The following is an 18,452-nucleotide window of genomic DNA, read 5'->3' on the forward strand; positions in this document are numbered from 1 at the left end:
TATTAAAAAATCCCGCTCTATAATCTAGAACAGGATTTATATTTTATTCATTTAGAGCCTATTCGAGTAAACTCACTATTAATTATGAGGTTACTTCGTCATACTTTCTCGTAATGACATTTTTATTCTTGAATATTTAATTTCAAACTCAATTCTGTAAGTTGCTCATCATCTATAAAAGCCGGCGCATCAATCATTACATCTCTACCGGAGTTATTTTTCGGGAATGCAATAAAATCTCTAATGGTTTCTTGCCCGCCTAAAATAGCAACTAACCTATCCAAACCGAAAGCCAAACCACCATGAGGAGGCGCTCCGTATTCAAAAGCATCCATTAAGAAACCAAATTGTGCTTTTGCATCTTCTTCAGAAAAACCTAAATGCTTTAACATGGTTGCTTGCATTTGTTTATCGTGAATTCTAATAGAACCACCACCAATTTCGTTACCGTTTAAAACCAAATCGTATGCATTTGCTTTTACTGCACCTGGGTCTGTATCTAATAATTCCATCTGACCAGGTTTTGGCGATGTAAATGGATGGTGCATTGCATGGTAATGCCCAGTTTCTTCGTCTAATTCTAATAATGGGAAATCGATAACCCAAAGCGGTGCAAATACTTTAGGATCTCTCAACCCTAAACGTTCTGCCAATTCCATACGTAAAGCAGACATTTGTGCTCTTACTTTATTAGTTTCACCAGACAAAACACAGACTAAATCACCTGGTTTTGCACCAGTAATTTCTGCCCATTTTGCTAAATCTTCTTGATCGTAGAATTTATCTACAGAAGACTTGAATGTTCCATCTTCGTTTACACGAGCGTAAATCATTCCTAAAGCACCAACTTGCGGGCGTTTAACCCACTTAATAATATTATCTATTTCTTTTCTTGTGTATGCATTTCCGCCAGGAACAGCGATACCAACAACTAATTCAGCAGAATTAAAAACACCAAAATCTTTATGTTGTGTAACGGCGTTTAACTCGCCAAACTCCATTCCAAAACGAATATCTGGTTTGTCGTTTCCATACAAACGCATAGCATCGTCATATAACATTCTTGGAAATTTATCCACCTCAACATTATTCACTTCTTTTAGTAAGTGACGTGTTAAGCCTTCAAAAATATTTAAAATATCTTCTTGCTCTACAAACGCCATTTCACAGTCAATTTGTGTAAATTCTGGCTGTCTGTCTGCACGTAAATCTTCATCTCTAAAGCATTTTACAATCTGAAAATATTTATCCATTCCACCAACCATCAACAATTGTTTAAAGGTTTGTGGAGATTGAGGTAAAGCATAAAACTGACCTTCATTCATTCTACTTGGAACCACAAAATCTCTTGCACCTTCTGGTGTAGATTTAATTAAATACGGTGTTTCAACTTCAATAAATTCTTGGTCAGACAAGTATTTTCTAACTTCCATCGATACTTTATGACGGAAAATCAAACTATCTTTTACCGGATTTCTTCTAATATCAAGATATCTATATTTCATTCTAATATCTTCTCCTCCATCAGTTTCATCTTCAATTGTAAAAGGTGGTGTCACAGATGCGTTTAAGATTTCTAATTTAGAAACCAAAACCTCAACATCTCCGGTAGACATTTTAGAATTTTTAGATTCTCTATCTATTACTGTACCTGTAACTTGTATTACAAACTCTCTACCAAGAGATTTTGCTTTGTCCATCATATCCTTTGGTGTACGTTCTTCGTCAAAAATTAACTGCGTAATTCCATATCTGTCACGTAAATCTACCCAAACCATAAAACCTTTATCTCGGCTTTTTTGTACCCAACCCGCTAAGGTTACTTCTGTATTTATATGCGATGCTCTTAACTCGCCACAAGAATGACTTCTATACATTGTAAATTTCAATTTACAATTCTGAACTTGTTTCAGAATCTTTGTTATGTTTTTGTAATTCTGAACTTATTTCAGAATCTGATGCAAAATTAAACAATTTCATAAGAAAAATGGTTTTTTGGGCGTTCATTTCTAAACAGAAATGCCCCGCTTTTCGCACTCGCTTTTTTTATGCTGAACTCGATTCAGTATCTGTTTATATTTAAAATAAATTTCATTGTTTTTGAAAGATACTGAATCGAGTTCAGCATAAAAAAAGAGCTCAAACAAATGCTTCAATCGGTAACGCAGAATCCGTCAAATTCTTTGTAAATTTGTCTTTATGAGCGTAATTAACATTCAAGATAAATTTAAGTTATTTTCAGATTTATGGTCTCCAAAAAAAGTTGGAGAATTAAATAATCAACAAATATTATTGGCTAAACTAAAAGGTGAATTTGTTTTTCATAAACACGACAATGAAGACGAACTTTTTATGGTAATAAAAGGCTCTTTAGATATTGAGTTACGAGATAAAACCGTAACTTTAAATAAAGGCGAATTTTATATTGTTCCAAGAGGTGTAGATCACAAACCAATTGCTAAAGAAGAAGTACATGTTTTATTATTTGAGCCTCTTTCTATAAAACATACTGGTGATGTTATTGCAGATATAACTGTAGAAACTTACGAAAACATTTAAAAGAATTGTGAGTGTTTAGTTTTGAGTAGTGAGTTAACTCAAAATTAAACACTAATAATTAAAAACTTATTTTATGAGTAAATTATATTTAGTTCCTACACCAATTGGAAATTTAGAAGACATGACTTTTAGAGCGATTAGAATTCTAAAGGAAGTCGATTTTATTTTAGCAGAAGATACACGTACAAGCGGAAAACTCTTAAAACATTTTGAGATTGAAACGCAAATGCACAGTCATCATATGCACAACGAGCATAAATCTGTAAAAGGTGTTGTACAACGAATTTTAAACGGAGAAACTTGCGCTTTAATTTCTGATGCTGGAACGCCAGCAATTTCAGATCCTGGTTTTTTATTAACTAGAGCGTGTGTAGAAAATAATATTGAGGTTGATTGTTTACCTGGTGCAACCGCTTTTGTACCTGCATTAGTAAATTCTGGTTTGCCAAATGATAAGTTTGTTTTTGAAGGTTTTTTACCCGTAAAAAAAGGAAGACAAACTCGTTTAAAATTGTTAGCTGAAGAAACAAGAACTGTTATTTTTTATGAATCTCCACATAAACTTTTAAAAACCTTAGGCAATTTTGTAGAATATTTTGGAGCTGATAGAAAAGTTTCAGTATCAAGAGAATTAACAAAAATGTTTGAAGAAACTAAAAGAGGAACTGCCACTGAAGTTCTAGAATATTACACAAACAAACCTGCTAAAGGGGAAATTGTTATAATTGTAGAGGGGAAAAAATAAATATAGTTTTCTTATTTTTACTTTGATGCAAAACCTTTTATCCCAAATAAAAAACTGTACCATTTGTGAACCTCATTTAGATTTAGGCGCAAATCCTGTTGTTACAGGTCATAAAAATTCTAAAATTGTAATTATTGGTCAAGCTCCAGGAACTAAAGTTCATAAATCTGGAATTCCTTGGGATGATGCTTCTGGAAAACAATTGCGTAAATGGCTAAATGTTTCTGCTGAAGATTTCTATGATGTAGAAAAATTTGCAATTGTACCTATGGGTTTTTGTTATCCTGGAAAAGGAAAAAGTGGAGACAAACCTCCAAGAAAAGAATGTGCTCCAAAATGGCATCAACAATTATTTGATTTCATGCCAAATCTAGAACTCATTATTTTAATTGGGATGTATGCACAAAACTATTACTTAAAAGACAAAGCAAAAAGAACACTGACTGAAACCGTTGATAATTATCCTGAGTATTTACCCAAATATTTTACACTACCTCATCCAAGTCCTAGAAATCGTTTTTGGTTAACAAAAAATCCATGGTTTGAGAAAAATGTAGTTCCAGAATTACAGAAAAGAATTGCTAAAATTATCCTAACTTAATAATACTCTTTAGTTTATTTATCTTTTTATACATTTCATTAAAAAAGATAGTTCTTTCTAGAGCTGAATCTCCAGAAAGTTGTTTTGAAAATTCTAATTGTTTTTTTAAATACTTAAGAGCTTCATCACAAGTATCTGGGTCTGCAATTTTTATATAAGACAATGTTGTATAAGGCACAAAAAACTTTTGTGTTTTTTCTCCTTGCATAAATATAGTATTATTTAAATTCAACAAATCATTGCTATAAAACTTAAATACTTTGTTATTATTACTTCCTCTCTTACCTGTTGTACATTGATGTTCTATTTTTTGAATAGTTTTAAGAAAATCTTCAATAATTAACAATGCATCTTCTTGTTCAAGAATCTTACTTTTAAAAAAATACATAATTTGATTAATACTGCTAGTTAAAGTATCTGAACTCCAAATTTCTGTTGTTGCAACCGATTCATAAATATCTTCTAGCTGTTTTAACTTTGTTGATAAATAATCATTATTATCAAAATCTTTAAAAGCTATTCTTTTAAAATTGAATTGATCTGATAAAACATTTAAAAAAGCAAACATTTTAAATTTTCTGTAACTTTTGTATGAATAATAGACAGGAATATCTTTTGCAGAATATATTATTTCTGAAGATTGAAATTTAGAAATCTCTCTTAGTTCTGTTGATGCCAAACTAAAATATTCTCCTAATTTATCTACACTATTAACACCTTCCTTTTTTGTTACCCTAATAAAATCTTTTTTGTCGGAAAAAACATCTGTAATTGAAAAATCAAAAGCTTCCATTAATTTTAAAACTTCCTGAAGAGAAACTGCTGTTTTTCCAGAAATCCTTCTATAAGCTGCATCATAATTTATCTCTAATACTTGAGCGATTTCGTCAGTAAAAGAAAGTGATTCAGGAACTTTTTTCCTAATAAAATTAAATAATTTTTCTTCGGATTTCATAGGGTGTGAAACTTTTAAAAAAACTGAATGATTGTGTTATTTTAAAAGTACTATTTTAATTTTAATAAAAACAGCTTCTTCCATTATTTATTAATTTTTTCCCATTTTGACAGTATAAAACCCGAAATTTACAAAACAAAAAAATAAGTTTTGTGTTTTTTGCAAATCAACTAACATTCTTAATAAGTATAAATGGTTATTAATTACATGAAATTATTATTGGGGGATAATATATTTTATTAAAAAAGTCTTCTTGTTTTGCAAGAAGGCTTTTTTATTTATAATCATTTCTGTGATATAAAATTATTTTTATCTGTTTTTTGTAAGTTTACATTTCAAAATAAAAAACCATGATTAAAAAATCTATTTTATTCTTCTTTTGCCTAATTATTATTTCTTCTTGTAAAGAACAAAAGACTTTAACTCAGTCTGATTATTCAGATGTAATAAACAAAGAATTTACAGGAGATTTAGCATATAATACTACTTCTTTTGTAGAAAAATATTGGAGAGTTGTAGGTAATACTGGTTTTAATAAAAGTATTTATAAAATAGAGTCAGAACTTGTAAAAGCTGGTTATGTTTTAGAAGATAATGCCACACAAGAAGATATTTTAACCTACAGAATTGAAAAAAGACCTCTAAGAAAACCAACTTGGGAATCTGTTAATGCTTCAATTTTTATTGATGGAGAAAAAGAAGTTTTGTTACAACATGCAACCAACAGAAATATGATTGCATTAAATTCTTACAGCACTCCAAAAGAAGGTATTTCTGCTGAAGTAGTTTACATAAAAGACTTTAAAAATATTTCGAAGCTAGATTTAAAAGGAAAAATTGTTTTTGCAGAAACAAGTCCTTATAGAATTTACAAAGCTGCTATTGTTGATGGTAAAGCAGTAGGAATTATGACCTACAACAATCCCAAATATTTACAACCAGAGAAAAATGTAACATCAATTCAGTTTAGATCAATTCCATTAGATACAATAAACAAACCTTGGGCAATTGCTATGTCTTATGAAGCTAAAGAAAGATTAAAAAAATCTTTAGAAAAAGGAAAAACTACCTTAAATGTAAAGATTGAAACGAATATTTATCCTTCTGAAGAACTAACAATTGTTGCCGATATTAAAGGAAACGAGAAACCAAAAGAACGTTTAGTTTTTAGTGCACATATACAAGAACCTGGTGCAAATGATAATGCAACTGGTGTAGGTGTTGCACTTGAAATGGCTTCTTTAACGGCTAATTTTATCAAACAAAAACAATATCAACCCAAAAGAACTTTAACCTTTTTATGGGGAGATGAAATTGTATCTACAAGAAGATATGTGCAAGAAGATTCTATAAGAGCCAAAGATATTAAATGGGGAATTTCTTTAGATATGGTTGGTGAAAACACAGAAAAAACTGGCGGAACTTTCTTGATTGAGAAAATGCCAGATCCAAGTGCTATTTGGACTCGAGGTAACGATAAACACACAGAATGGGGAGGTTCTAAAATGCGCTTTGACCAAATGAAACCTCATTATTTAAATGATTTTTTAATTGATAAATTTAAAGCACAAGGCAAAAGAGTCGATTGGGTTGTAGCTACAAATCCGTTTGAAGGCGGAAGCGATCATGTTCCGTTTTTAAGAGCAAATATACCAAGTGTTTTATTTTGGCATTTTACAGATCAGTTTTATCATACAGATAATGATAGAATTGATAAAGTTTCTAAAACCACCTTAAAAAACGTAGGAACAACTGCTTTAATTGCTGCTTATACACTTTTAAATGCAGATGAAATAACTGCAAAAACTATTTTATCTGATTTAGAAAAAGCGGCAGTTAATCGCTTAAATGAAGAATTAAAACAAAGTAAATTGGCAATTAATAAAGGAGGTTCTTTAGCAACTCAATTAGAAATTATTTCTGCTTGGAAAGATTGGTATCAAAAATCTTTTAGTACAACTTTAGATATGGTTTCTGATGAAAAAATTATCAATATAGAAATCGAAAAATCGCAAAAACTGATAGATTCAATTTCAAATGAAATTGAAGAAAAATTAAAGCAGAAGTTTTAATATTTTATTATCTATCTTTTGATTCATCGCATTAAAAAACTTGCTTCTTTGAAAAGAAGCTTCCCCTGATAGTTTATTAGAAAACTCTATTTGTTTTTTAACATATTCTTCTATTTGATTCGTAGTATTTTTATCAATAACTTTAAAATACGTTAAATTGGTGTAAGGCACAAACACTTTTTTCTCAGCGTCAGATTTCATAAGCACTGTATTTAAAAGAGAAATAATATTATTATGAAATAGTTGAAAACTATTTTCATTTACTTGTCTTTTTTTATTCTGTGATTGCTCTTCTATAAACCTTAAAGAGTCTTTAAAACCTTCTGCAATTAAAGATGTTTCTTCTTTTGTAGTAAGACCAACTTCGTAAAAAAATTGAATTTGATTTAAAACATTATCAATCGTAGAATCGTTCCAAACCTCTATTAACGAAACCTTTTTATATTGATTTAAAAATGCCTCATATTTTTCTAAAATAATAGCAGATGGTTTAAATTTAGAAAAAGGAATCTTTTTTCTTCAGGGTCTTTACTTAAAGTATTTATAAATACATAAAGTCTAAAACTCTTTAATAATCCACTATCAGAATGATAAAAAGGGTAATCTTTTGCACAATTAATTATTTGTCCGTTTTTAGAACTAAAAACTTTTCCAGCTTCAAGAGTTCCTTTTTCAAAAAATACTTTTAAAGCATTATTTGATAAAATTGGGTGTGTTTTTTCTACAATAATTCTTTCTTCGTCAAACTCATTATCATTAAAAATATCGGTTAAATTTAGATTAAAATACTTAGAAAGAAGTAAACTTTCTTTTAAAGTTAAAGAAGTTTTCCCTTTTACTCTTCTATAAGCAGCATCATAACTTATATCTAAAACATCTGCAATCTCATCTGTAAAAGAAACATTTTTTGGAATCTTTTTTCTAATACAATTAAATAATTTTTCTTCTTCAACATTCATCTTTTCGATATTTCTACTTATAAAGTACAAAAAGTACTCATTTTTTTGTGAAAATCACAAGAAATAAACTTTATATTTCATCTATTTTTGTTGCAACTGTTATAAAGGTTGGGGGACCTATTATAATTATAAAGCCTTATCAATTTGATAAGGCTTTGTTTTTTAAACTTTTAATACTTAGATCCATCATGCTTTCCAACTTCAAAACCATGTTTTCCTAAAAACTGATTTCCGCTATCAATTGCATCTTCTTCTAAAGTTGTTCCCATAGAATCATTCCATCTATTTAAATATCCAAAAAGAGAAATTACTCCAAGCATTTCTACTATTTCTCCTTCATCCCAATATTTATACAATTCTTCTTTAATTTTTGCATCTACAGCATTTGGTACCATAGAAGCTGCTAAAGAAAAATCTAAAGCGGCTCTTTCTGCATTAGAAAATGAAGCGTGTGTTTTGTATTCCCAAATATTATCTAATTGTTCTTGTTCTGCTCCATAACGTTCTGCGGCTCTAATTGCGTGTGCCTGACAATATCTACAACCTGTAGCATTACTAGAAACCCAAGCAATCATTCTTTTTAAAGCAGAAGTTACTTTACCTTCATTTGCCATTACAGCTTTATTTAAGTTGATAAATGCTTTAGAAATAGCTGGTCTTCGTTGCATGGTTAATACAGAGTTTGGGCAAAACCCTAACGTCTCATTAAAGAATTCTGCTAATTCTTTAGTTTCTAAATCGTGTTCTGCAGAAAGTGGTGTTACTAATGCCATATTTTTATTTTCTTATTAAACTAAAATTACCTGTTTTTTCTATTGTTAATCCATTTATATCGGTTAAAGTTACTTTAAACCAATAGTTATTTGATGGTAATTCATTTCCCTGATAATTACCGTTCCAACCATTATTATTAGTAGTAATGGTGTAAATTAACTTTCCAAATCGATTATAAATATAAACATTTGAAATGGTATAAAAATTCTTATCAAATCCTTCTAATTTCCACGTATCATTATCTCCATCACCATTTGGTGTAAAAAATTTTGGATAATTTAAAACCGAGAACTGATATTCTTGAGTTCCGCATCCTAATTTATCCTTAATATATAAAGTATGAACACCTGTAGAGATATTATTAAAAATTCTTTCGTTTTGATAATTGCTGAATTTATCATCAATTGAAAACTCATAATCGCCTATACCTAAATTCGGATTTATTATTTCTATAGAGTTATTACTAGAATCATCTATAATTAAAATATCTTCCTTTGTAAATGTAGCTATTTCAGAATCTCTTACAACAATTGTTTTTTCTTCGGATTCACAACCTGCTTCTGAAACTCCAATCACAGAATAACTGCCAGAAGAACTAACAGAAATTGAACTTAAATTTCCGCTAATAATATTACCCTCTTTTCTCCAAACATACGTATAATTATCAATAGGGTTTATCGTTTCTAATATAATAGAACCAATGTTTTTACACAAAGCATAAGTGTTTTGCATAACCTCAAATTCCGGAATTGTATCATCTACAATTGCTGTAATTTCTTCTCTAGAAATAGATTGACATTCAGAATTATTAACCTCTAAAAAATAGCTAGTTGTGGTTGTTAAAATTGGAGTTTCAAAAATAGCACCAACAAACAATGGCGTTGTACTTGTTAAAGAAGCGTACCAATAAATATCTCCTGAAGATGCTGTTGCAGATAAACTTGCAGAACCAGCGCAAATTAAATCATTATTTATACTAGTTATTGTTGGTCTTTCTAAGACAACAACTGTTACGGGAGTTCTTGTTAAAGTTGTGCAACCATCAACAGAAACAGTTGCATAATATGTTGTATTCGAATTGAGGATTGGAGTAATAAAATCATTTCCTGTAAACAATAAACTTCCTCCGGTCTGAGCATCATACCATAAAATATCTCCTTCACTTGGAGTTGCAGTAATCGTTGTAGAGCCAAATTCACAAACCACACTATCAGTAATAGATAAAATTTGAGGAACGTAAATACTGGTACTTGCAACTATGTTTAAAGGAGCATCTCCTGGTTTTCCGTATTCTACAATATATCCTTTTGGAATATATAAGTTAGTTCCACCTTCATTTGGAAGATCATTCCACGCACCAGTTATTCCAATTGATGGGTCTGTAATATGTGCGTAATCTTCGTTTCCACCAAAATCATTTGGTTCATTATTATTCCAAAAAGCAAAATTAGGTGTTGTCCCATTAACTTGTCCGTTCCAAAAAACTGTACCTGCTTCTGGCCCAGTAACCCATTTCCAAACACCTTCTGTTTCTTCATCAGAACCACCAATCCAGCCAGGACCAGAAGCTTGTTTACCTGCAAAATCTGATTCTTCTTGGCTCGTTAAAGTTGCTAAATAACCTTCTCTTCCATAATAAAGAGGTCTGTTTTCGGCTGCAATTTTTGCAGCCGTCCAACTAATTCCTTGAGCAGGAATAAATTCATAAAAATGTTTAGTAGAAGGTAAATAGTTTTTATCTGTAACATTTAAAGAAAAAAACTTTTCTTCAGTTACATTATTAGATGTAGTACTAAAAACAACATCTTTAACAGCGTTTTCTAAATCTGTAAGTAAGATTTCAGATCCGCTAATTGCAGAAACTAACGTTAATTTACCTGCGGATGAACTCCATTGTGTGTTAATATTGGGATGAATACCTGATAATTCTAACCGATCGAAATTAACCTGATAACCAGAAGAAATCTGAATAAAAAAAGAATCAATTGTAGTGTCATCAGAATCTGTAATTGTAAAATCTGTAACGATTGGAATTGGACTTCCTAAACAAAACGCTTGTCTTCCTTCTGCTGTTATAGAAGGCGCACTATCTTGTGCATAAAAAAATGAACTAATCATCAAAAATACAAAAACAATAATTTTATTTTTAACCTGATGAGATTTATTCTTTTTAATCATTAACTTATTTACGTTTGCTTATTTTTGTAGAGAAGCACAATTTAATACATCAATTCTTAAAAATATAAAAATAATGGTTAAAAATAAAGTTACAACAGTTTGGACAGAAAAATCTCAATTTGAAACTGATAATCCTGGAGGTTATAAATTAACAATGTTCGATAAATCTCAAGACAATGGAGATGTAGTTGGTTTTGCTCCTAAAGCATTAATGTTATCTTCTTTAGCAGGCTGTTCTGGTTTAGATGTGGTTTCTCTACTAAAAAAAATGCATGCAGAGGTAGAAGATTTTAAAATTGAAGTTACTGCAGAATTAACAGATGAGCATCCAAAATTTTATAACAAAGTAAAAGTAGATTACCATTTTTCTGATGCAGAATTACAACCTAAAAAAATTCAGAAAGCTGTAAACTTATCTGTAACTAAATACTGTGGTGTAATGGAAATGTTTAGACAATTTGCTGAAGTTACTACAGAAATTCATTTACATAATATTTAATATTTTACAAAAATGCTATGAGATGGACGTTAAAAACGAAACCTGAAAAAGAAAAAATAGAAAAATTAGCAAAAGAATTACAAGTAGATTATACCATTGCATCGATACTTTGTCAAAGAAATATTGAAACTTTTGAAGCTGCTAAAAATTATTTTCGTCCTAGCTTAACAGAAATTCATAATCCTTTTTTAATGAAGGATATGGATTTGGCAGTAGATAGAATTAATACAGCAATTACTAATAACGAAAACATTTTAGTTTTTGGTGATTATGATGTAGATGGTACAACTGCCGTTTCTTTAGTCGCTTCTTATTTAAAAACGATTCATTCAAATGTTGCCACTTATATACCAGATAGATACGCAGAAGGTTATGGCGTTTCTTATATGGGAATTGATTTTGCACAAGACAATGATTTCTCTCTAATTATAGCGTTAGATTGCGGTATAAAAGCAATTGAAAAAGTTGCTTATGCATCAGAAAAAAATATCGATTTTATTATTTGTGATCATCATAAACCTGGTGACGAAATACCGAAAGCAGTTGCTGTTTTAAATGCAAAAAGAGAAGATTGTAAGTATCCTTTTGATGAACTTTGTGGATGTGGTGTTGGTTTTAAACTAATTCAGGCTTTAGGTGTTTCTAGAAATCAAACCATTAAAGATTTTGTACCGTATTTAGATTTGGTTGCCACAGCAATTGCTGCAGATATTGTACCTATGAATGGCGAAAATAGAGTTTTGGCATATTATGGTTTACAAGTAATTAATCAGAATCCTAGAAACGGAATTAAAGCAATTATTCATCAAACAAAAAAAACGGAATTAACAATTACCGATGTTGTTTTTACAATTGCACCCAGAATTAATGCTGCAGGTAGAATGAAACATGGTAATTATGCTGTTGAATTGTTAACAGAAATGGATTTTGAATCTGCTGTTGAATTTGCTGCTGCCATAGAAATTTTTAATGCAGACAGAAAAGATTTAGATAAGAAAATTACAGATCAGGCATTAATTCAAATTATAGATAATAATGAAGAAAATCGTTATTCATCCGTAGTCTATCAAGAAGATTGGCACAAGGGGGTTATTGGTATTGTAGCTTCTAGATTGATAGAAAAACACTACAGACCTACTTTAGTCTTTACTAAAAGTGGAGACAAACTAGCTGCTTCTGCACGTTCTGTAAAAGGTTTTGACGTATATAATGCATTACATGAATGTGAGGAATTTATAGAACAATTTGGAGGACATAAATATGCTGCTGGATTGACTTTATTACCAGAAAACTATGAGAATTTTAAAAAAAGTTCGAAGAAGTTGTAAAAGCAACGATTGATAAAGAATTATTGACTCCAGAAATTTCGATAGACGCAGAAATCGATTTATCAGAAATTACACCTAAGTTTTTTAGAATTATTCAGCAGATGGCACCTTTTGGACCTATGAATATGAAACCTGTTTTTAAGACGAGTTATGTTAGAGATAATGGTTATGGTAAACAAGTTGGCGCTGATAAAACACACTTAAAACTAAATGTTTTTCAAGGTGATAATAAAAGAACCTTTAACTCCATTGGTTTTGGTTTAGGTAATAAAATGGAATTTGTACAAAACGATTTTGATATTGTGTACGCTTTAGACGAAAACGAGTGGAATGGGAATAAATCGATACAATTATTGTTGAAAGATTTAAAGTAAATCCTAATTCTCCATAGAAAGTAACACCATTCTTAACTCCATAAAAGTAAACGACTTATCTACTTTTTCTTTGAGTTCGGTTAAGTTTTTAAACTCGGTTTCTTCAATTGCTTTAATTATCTTCTTATACTTTTTAATATCTATCAGTTCTAAAATATCTACGTCGCCAGAAGGAATATAACTTGCTAAATGGCTTTCTATTGTACCAACAGTTAAACTACGTTCTTTAGCAATATCTTTTACAGAAAGACCCGATTTAAACAACTCAAATGTAATTTGCTTTGTCGGTTTTTTATCTTCCTTTTTTTGCTTATTTAGTTTATTTATTCCGTTTTCTTTGCAATAAGTATTTATTACTTCTAAAATTTCTTCACCATATTTAGAAACTCTAGTTTTTCCCATTCCAGTAATTTCTAATAGTTCTTTCTCTGTTCTTGGGAGACTATCACACATAGCATATAAAGTTTCTTGGGTAAATATTTGAAAAGCAGGTATACTCGCTGCAACTCTAATTTCGTCTCTTAATTCTCTTAATTTTAATGCTAATAAAGGGTCTCTTTTAGAAGATAACTTCTTCTTTTTTGCAGTTGGAGCCGTTTTTTGCAAAACAGCTTTAGCTCTTACTTCTAAATATTCTTGTACTTTAAAACCGTTTGTCATCTTTTGTAATGCAAACAATTTTTCTAACAACTTCTCTTGTAAAGAGTCAAACTGTTTCGAAAAATCTTTTTTTACTGCTTTATTATCTGTAGAAAACTCAATAGCGTTTAAAGGTTTTAGTATATTTCCTTTTGTTTGAGTTATAAAATAATCTAAAGCTTTTGCAAATCGTTCTTCTATTTGAGAGCTGTTTTCTGGTAAAACATTGTCTTCTGCAATTTGTGCCAATTGATTTTTAAATCCGTTAGAGACTTTCATTAAAGCGACAACTCCATCGTCTTTTATAGTTTGTAAATGATCTATGACATCACCTTTTATACTTGTTCTATTTTTGTAAAAAACATCAATTAAACGAGTTGTTGGATATAAAAAAGGCTGATAATCGAATAATTCTGAAATTAAATTCAGCTGAAAATATTTTTCAGAATCATTTAAAATACTTTCATCAGGATGATTCTCCTCTACACTTTCATTAAAAACGCTTACAGTTCTGTCATTAATAATTGCGCTACTTGTAATTGGCGTTTTTAAAACCAAACCTTCTAAAGAAGTACATCTACTTAAAGCCACATATGTTTGCCCATGTGCAAAAGATGCTTCTGCATCTATAATTGCTTTTTCAAAGGTTAAACCTTGACTTTTATGAATTGTAATTGCCCAAGCTAATCGTAACGGAATCTGAGAAAAAGAACCAATAACATCTTCTTTAATCTCTTTTGTTTCTTCATTAATGGAGTAATTTACATTATCCCAAGTTTCTTTTTCGGTAACAATTTCATCTATTTCATTGGCACATTGTACGGTAACATTTTCTGTAGAAACGTCTGTTACAATACCAATTTTACCATTATAATATCTTTTATCTGGCGAAGAATCATTTTTGATAAACATAACTTGTGCACCAATCTTTAATTCTAACCTTTCTGAATTCGGAAAAGCATTTTCATTAAACTTTCCAGAAATATCAGCTTTAAAAAAAGCACTTATTGTTTTTAACTTATTTAGTTCAGAATCGTTAATTAAATTCGCTCTATTATTATGAGTTGTTAAGGTAATATAGCCATCATCTTTTGTTGGTGAAAAATTAGGATCATACCGTTCATTTAAAATTTTAGCTGAATCTTCTGATAAATTATCATTTCTAATTTCATTTAAAACTTTAATAAAATTTTCGTTTTTCTGGCGATAAATATGTTTTAACTCTATAGAAACGACGTCTGCTTCTTGGAAAGCTTTACTGCTAAAAAAGTATACGGTATTATAATGTTGTTGTAATAAACTCCATTCATTTGGCCTAACAACAGGTGCTAATTGTTGCAAATCGCCAATCATTAAAACTTGTGCGCCACCAAAAACTTTATTCCTGTTTTTATAACGACGCATAACTTGATCTATACCATCTAACAAATCTGCACGAACCATAGAAATTTCATCAATAATTACTAAATCTAACGATTTTATAATATCAATTTTTGTCTTAGAAAATTTACGTTGCTGATTTGTATTTGCAATCTGATTTGGTAAAATAGGACCAAAAGGCATTTGAAAAAATGAATGAATTGTAACTCCTTTTGCATTAATTGCTGCAACACCTGTTGGTGCAACAATAACCATTCTCTTTAAAGAATCTTTTTTAATTTGATGTAAAAAAGTAGTTTTTCCTGTACCTGCTTTTCCTGTAATAAAAAGATTTCTATCAGTCTTTTCTATGAAGTTTAAAGCGAGTTCTAATTCAGGATTTTTTTGCATTGTAGCTTTTTGACGCAAGATAATTATTCCTAAAGAATTTTCTTAAATTATTCAGAACCTAATTCCTTTCTTTTTCCAAGTTTCCACATCAAAATTCCTCCAGTGATAAACATCCAAATAGAATATACTCCAATTGGAAGCCCCATTTCAACATTATTTAATATTGTAGTTGCAATTACAAATGCTAAAGTTCCATTTTGAATACCGCTTTCAATCGTAATTGAAATTGCATTTTTCAAGTCTAATTTAAAAAGTTTAGCAGTTAAAAAACCTAATGTCATTGTAAAAATATTTAGACATAAAGCAACTAAGCCAACCTCTTTCATACCTGTACCAATCATGTTATAATTTGCTGCTAAAACAGCAATAAATACTATAATAAAAATTATTGTAGAAGCAAGTCGCATTGGTTTTTCCATACGTTTTGCAAAATTAGTTTTGTGTTTACGAATAATCATCCCTAAAGAAATAGGTATAACTGTAATTACCATTATTTGTAAAATTGTATCTAAAATTGGTAGTTGAATGGTAATGTTTGTTTCTGATCCAAAATAAGCTAAAGCATAAGACAAAATAAATGGTATTGTTAAAATACTAACAATACTTGAAATTGCTGTTAATGTAACAGAAAGCGCAATATTACCTTTACAAACTTGAGTTATTAAATTACTTGTTGGGCCTCCAGGACAAGTTGCTAAAATCATTAAACCAACAGCCATTGTAGGATTTAAATTAAAAGCGATTGCCAATAAAAAACCAATAATTGGCAAAAAAATAAGTTGATTTGATAAGCCAATTAAAACAGCTTTTGGATATTTAACTACTCTTTTAAAATCTGCAGGAATTAAAGTCATTCCCATGCCAAACATAATAATTGCTAAAGAAAGAGGTAAAAATATTTTACTAATAATTTCTGCTGTAGTCATAATTAACAATTATTATATAAGTTATGCTGTACGTAAAATCTTTTCCATTTTTCTACCTTTTGCTAACTCATCTATTAGCTTTTCCATTTGTCTGCATTGTTTGTACAATTCAAATTCCTCTTCTATTTCTTCAATTCGATAACCGCAAACAACTCCTTTAATCATATGTGCATTAGAGTTGATTTTTGCATTCTCAAAAAATGTTTTATAGGTTACTTTTTCTTCAATAAGTGATTGTAATTTATTTTCGTCATAACCCGTAAACCATTCTATAACTTTATGAAATTCTTCTCTTGTTCTACCATTTTTTTCTAATCTATTCAAATAAAGTGGATAAATGGTTGCAAAAACCATATTGGCAACTTGTTCATTTTTTTTGGTAGTAACTTTCATTTTATCTAAGTGTTTATGTAGCAATTTACAAAATAATTTGAAACAAAGAGTTTGCAAACAAGTATAGCCCTGATTGCAACGTCATCCTTTTTTATAACTTTTTTAATAAAGCGTCATTGCGAGGTACGAAGCAATCTGTTTTTAATTATGAGATTGCTTCGTGAACTCGCAATGACGTTTCTTGAAGAAAAAAGATACAGTGAAAAGCAGGAAATAGCTTCAAAAAAAATCCCAAGCAAAAAGCTCGGGATTTTAACATTTATTTAGCAACATTGTTACTTACATTTCTAATGCTTTTGAAGGATTACCATCCATCAATAATTCTACAGGATTTTCTAGAGCTTCTTTAACAGCTACTAAGAAACCTACAGATTCTCTACCATCTACAATTCTATGGTCGTAAGACAAAGCAACATACATAATTGGTTGTATAACTACTTCACCATTTACTGCCATTGGTCTGTTTACAATGTTATGCATTCCTAAAATTCCACTTTGCGGAGGATTTAAAATTGGCGTAGACAACATAGAACCAAATACACCACCATTGGTAATAGTAAAGGTACCACCAGTCATTTCATCAATTGTAATTTGCCCATCTCTTGCTCTTAAAGCTAAACGTTTTACTTCAGACTCTACACCTCTAAAAGATAAATCCTCAGCATTTCTAATTACAGGAACCATTAAACCTTTTGGTCCAGAAACTGCAATAGAAATATCCTGGAAATCATTCTTAATTTGAAAATCTCCATCAATCATAGAATTTACGTCTGGATATAATTTTAAAGCTCTAACAACAGCTAAAGTAAAGAAAGACATAAAACCTAATCCTACACCGTGTTTTGCTTTAAAGTCTTCTTTAAAATCTTTACGTAAATCGAAAATTGGCTGCATGTTTACCTCGTTAAACGTTGTTAACATTGCCGTTTCACTTTTAACAGCTACTAAACGTTCTGCTACTTTTCTACGTAACATAGACATTTTCTTGCGCTCTGTTCCTCTAGAACCATTTGCAGGTTGTGTTCCCATAGATGGTACTGCTTTTACAGCATCATCTTTAGTTATTCTACCGTCTTTTCCTGTTCCTTTTACAGCAGATGTAGCAATACCTTTTTCTTTTAACACTTTTTTAGCTGCGGGAGAAGCAGTACCAGTTGCGTAAGTTACAGCTTTAGGAGCCTCTTTTACCTCAACTTTCTTTTCTTCTTTTGGAGCTACTGCTTTTGCTGGACCATCACCTTCTGGTTTTGCAGCTGCAGTGTCTATTAAACAAACAACAGCACCAACCTCTACAGCATCACCTTCTTCTGCTTTTAAAGTGATAATTCCACTTTCTTCTGCAGGCAATTCTAAAGTAGCTTTATCTGAATCTACTTCTGCAATTGGTTGATCTTTTTCAACGTAGTCTCCATCTTCAACTAACCAAGTTGCTATTTCTACTTCTGTAATTGATTCTCCCGGAGAAGGAACTTTCATTTCTAAAACACTCATGGTTTCTCTTTTTTGCGTTTGCTAAAACAATATTAGCTTTTTATTACTTTACTTTTTTATTTTTTGGGCGTTTTAACAGGCTTTCCACTATATCTTTTTATTTTTTGTCATTGCAAAGTTTACTTTTTTGTAAACTGTAGCAATCTCTTACTTAAAACAGATTGCTTTGTACCTCGCAATGACGCCTAT

General features: G+C 30.3%; 15 protein-coding genes and 1 pseudogene. 6 read left to right on the plus strand and 10 right to left on the minus strand.

Going from position 1 to position 18,452, the window contains the following annotated elements:
- Nucleotides 1-122 precede the first annotated feature (122 nt).
- Complete coding sequence (gene aspS, locus N5A56_RS12855) at nt 123-1,877, minus strand: aspartate--tRNA ligase (RefSeq protein ID WP_265726152.1); 1,755 nt, start codon at nt 1,875-1,877, stop codon at nt 123-125.
- A 322-nt stretch (nt 1,878-2,199) separates the two neighbouring features.
- Here aspS and N5A56_RS12860 point away from each other — a divergent pair, with 322 nt between their 5' ends.
- From N5A56_RS12860 to N5A56_RS12870, 3 genes are all read left to right on the plus strand, one after another.
- Entirely contained in the window at nt 2,200-2,559 is a 360-nt protein-coding gene (locus tag N5A56_RS12860) for a cupin domain-containing protein (protein ID WP_265725806.1), read from the plus strand.
- Nucleotides 2,560-2,632: 73 nt separating this feature from the next.
- Nucleotides 2,633-3,304 (plus strand): 16S rRNA (cytidine(1402)-2'-O)-methyltransferase, encoded by a 672-nt coding sequence (gene rsmI / locus N5A56_RS12865; RefSeq protein ID WP_265725807.1) that lies wholly within the window; start codon nt 2,633-2,635, stop codon nt 3,302-3,304.
- A gap of 25 nt (nt 3,305-3,329) precedes the next feature.
- Complete coding sequence (locus N5A56_RS12870; protein ID WP_274270461.1) at nt 3,330-3,905, plus strand: uracil-DNA glycosylase family protein; 576 nt, start codon at nt 3,330-3,332, stop codon at nt 3,903-3,905.
- On the opposite strand, the gene N5A56_RS12875 is transcribed toward N5A56_RS12870, so the two are convergent.
- Nucleotides 3,892-4,860 carry a hypothetical protein gene (locus tag N5A56_RS12875; RefSeq protein ID WP_265725808.1) on the minus strand — a complete coding sequence of 323 codons (969 nt, stop codon included), beginning with the start codon at nt 4,858-4,860 and terminating at the stop codon, nt 3,892-3,894. The two genes, N5A56_RS12870 and N5A56_RS12875, sit on opposite strands and share 14 nt — an antisense overlap.
- A gap of 350 nt (nt 4,861-5,210) precedes the next feature.
- Here N5A56_RS12875 and N5A56_RS12880 point away from each other — a divergent pair, with 350 nt between their 5' ends.
- Complete coding sequence (locus N5A56_RS12880; protein WP_265725809.1) at nt 5,211-6,932, plus strand: M28 family peptidase; 1,722 nt, start codon at nt 5,211-5,213, stop codon at nt 6,930-6,932.
- On the opposite strand, the gene N5A56_RS12885 is transcribed toward N5A56_RS12880, so the two are convergent.
- The 4 genes from N5A56_RS12885 to N5A56_RS12900 form a co-directional block, all read right to left on the minus strand.
- Complete coding sequence (locus N5A56_RS12885; RefSeq protein WP_274270462.1) at nt 6,915-7,133, minus strand: hypothetical protein; 219 nt, start codon at nt 7,131-7,133, stop codon at nt 6,915-6,917. The genes N5A56_RS12880 and N5A56_RS12885 overlap by 18 nt on opposite strands.
- Before the next feature lie 269 nt (nt 7,134-7,402).
- The gene (locus tag N5A56_RS12890; RefSeq protein ID WP_274270463.1) at nt 7,403-7,891 is read right to left on the minus strand and encodes a helix-turn-helix domain-containing protein; all 489 of its coding nucleotides are present in this window, start codon (nt 7,889-7,891) and stop codon (nt 7,403-7,405) included.
- Nucleotides 7,892-8,061: 170 nt separating this feature from the next.
- Nucleotides 8,062-8,664, minus strand: coding sequence for a carboxymuconolactone decarboxylase family protein (locus tag N5A56_RS12895; protein WP_265725811.1), 603 nt, complete (start codon nt 8,662-8,664; stop codon nt 8,062-8,064).
- Between the two features lie 4 nt (nt 8,665-8,668).
- Nucleotides 8,669-10,843, minus strand: coding sequence for an Ig-like domain-containing protein (locus tag N5A56_RS12900; RefSeq protein WP_274270464.1), 2,175 nt, complete (start codon nt 10,841-10,843; stop codon nt 8,669-8,671).
- Nucleotides 10,844-10,916: 73 nt separating this feature from the next.
- Here N5A56_RS12900 and N5A56_RS12905 point away from each other — a divergent pair, with 73 nt between their 5' ends.
- Both N5A56_RS12905 and recJ read left to right on the plus strand, forming a co-directional pair.
- Nucleotides 10,917-11,342 carry an OsmC family protein gene (locus N5A56_RS12905; RefSeq protein WP_265725814.1) on the plus strand — a complete coding sequence of 142 codons (426 nt, stop codon included), beginning with the start codon at nt 10,917-10,919 and terminating at the stop codon, nt 11,340-11,342.
- Between the two features lie 17 nt (nt 11,343-11,359).
- Nucleotides 11,360-13,044 (plus strand): annotated as a pseudogene (gene recJ / locus N5A56_RS12910) (single-stranded-DNA-specific exonuclease RecJ).
- 3 nt (nt 13,045-13,047) lie between these two features.
- Here the strand turns inward: recJ and N5A56_RS12915 are convergent.
- The 4 genes from N5A56_RS12915 to odhB all read right to left on the minus strand — a co-directional run bounded on the left by N5A56_RS12915 (nt 13,048) and on the right by odhB (nt 18,263).
- A complete protein-coding gene (locus N5A56_RS12915) occupies nt 13,048-15,453 on the minus strand; it encodes a helix-turn-helix domain-containing protein (protein ID WP_265725815.1) in 2,406 nt (801 codons plus the stop codon).
- Nucleotides 15,454-15,500: 47 nt separating this feature from the next.
- Nucleotides 15,501-16,379, minus strand: a complete 879-nt coding sequence (locus N5A56_RS12920; protein ID WP_265725816.1) for a bile acid:sodium symporter family protein — start codon at nt 16,377-16,379, stop codon at nt 15,501-15,503.
- 21 nt (nt 16,380-16,400) lie between these two features.
- A complete protein-coding gene (locus N5A56_RS12925) occupies nt 16,401-16,772 on the minus strand; it encodes a DUF2200 family protein (protein WP_265725817.1) in 372 nt (123 codons plus the stop codon).
- A gap of 279 nt (nt 16,773-17,051) precedes the next feature.
- A complete protein-coding gene (gene odhB, locus N5A56_RS12930) occupies nt 17,052-18,263 on the minus strand; it encodes a 2-oxoglutarate dehydrogenase complex dihydrolipoyllysine-residue succinyltransferase (protein WP_265725818.1) in 1,212 nt (403 codons plus the stop codon).
- Nucleotides 18,264-18,452: the final 189 nt, after the last annotated feature.

Source organism: Polaribacter ponticola (assembly GCF_026191475.2).
GTDB classification, from domain to species: domain Bacteria; phylum Bacteroidota; class Bacteroidia; order Flavobacteriales; family Flavobacteriaceae; genus Polaribacter; species Polaribacter ponticola.

Excerpts from the sequence above, each read along its gene's own strand:
- aspS (WP_265726152.1), bottom strand. The coding sequence starts at position 1,877 with ATGTATAGAAGTCATTCTTGTGGCGAGTTAAGAGCATCGCATATAAAT.
- N5A56_RS12860 (WP_265725806.1), top strand. The coding sequence starts at position 2,200 with ATGAGCGTAATTAACATTCAAGATAAATTTAAGTTATTTTCAGATTTA.
- rsmI (WP_265725807.1), top strand. The coding sequence starts at position 2,633 with ATGAGTAAATTATATTTAGTTCCTACACCAATTGGAAATTTAGAAGAC.
- N5A56_RS12870 (WP_274270461.1), top strand. The coding sequence starts at position 3,330 with ATGCAAAACCTTTTATCCCAAATAAAAAACTGTACCATTTGTGAACCT.
- N5A56_RS12875 (WP_265725808.1), bottom strand. The coding sequence starts at position 4,860 with ATGAAATCCGAAGAAAAATTATTTAATTTTATTAGGAAAAAAGTTCCT.
- N5A56_RS12880 (WP_265725809.1), top strand. The coding sequence starts at position 5,211 with ATGATTAAAAAATCTATTTTATTCTTCTTTTGCCTAATTATTATTTCT.
- N5A56_RS12885 (WP_274270462.1), bottom strand. The coding sequence starts at position 7,133 with ATGAAATCTGACGCTGAGAAAAAAGTGTTTGTGCCTTACACCAATTTA.
- N5A56_RS12890 (WP_274270463.1), bottom strand. The coding sequence starts at position 7,891 with ATGAATGTTGAAGAAGAAAAATTATTTAATTGTATTAGAAAAAAGATT.
- N5A56_RS12895 (WP_265725811.1), bottom strand. The coding sequence starts at position 8,664 with ATGGCATTAGTAACACCACTTTCTGCAGAACACGATTTAGAAACTAAA.
- N5A56_RS12900 (WP_274270464.1), bottom strand. The coding sequence starts at position 10,843 with ATGATTAAAAAGAATAAATCTCATCAGGTTAAAAATAAAATTATTGTT.
- N5A56_RS12905 (WP_265725814.1), top strand. The coding sequence starts at position 10,917 with ATGGTTAAAAATAAAGTTACAACAGTTTGGACAGAAAAATCTCAATTT.
- N5A56_RS12915 (WP_265725815.1), bottom strand. The coding sequence starts at position 15,453 with ATGCAAAAAAATCCTGAATTAGAACTCGCTTTAAACTTCATAGAAAAG.
- N5A56_RS12920 (WP_265725816.1), bottom strand. The coding sequence starts at position 16,379 with ATGACTACAGCAGAAATTATTAGTAAAATATTTTTACCTCTTTCTTTA.
- N5A56_RS12925 (WP_265725817.1), bottom strand. The coding sequence starts at position 16,772 with ATGAAAGTTACTACCAAAAAAAATGAACAAGTTGCCAATATGGTTTTT.
- odhB (WP_265725818.1), bottom strand. The coding sequence starts at position 18,263 with ATGAGTGTTTTAGAAATGAAAGTTCCTTCTCCGGGAGAATCAATTACA.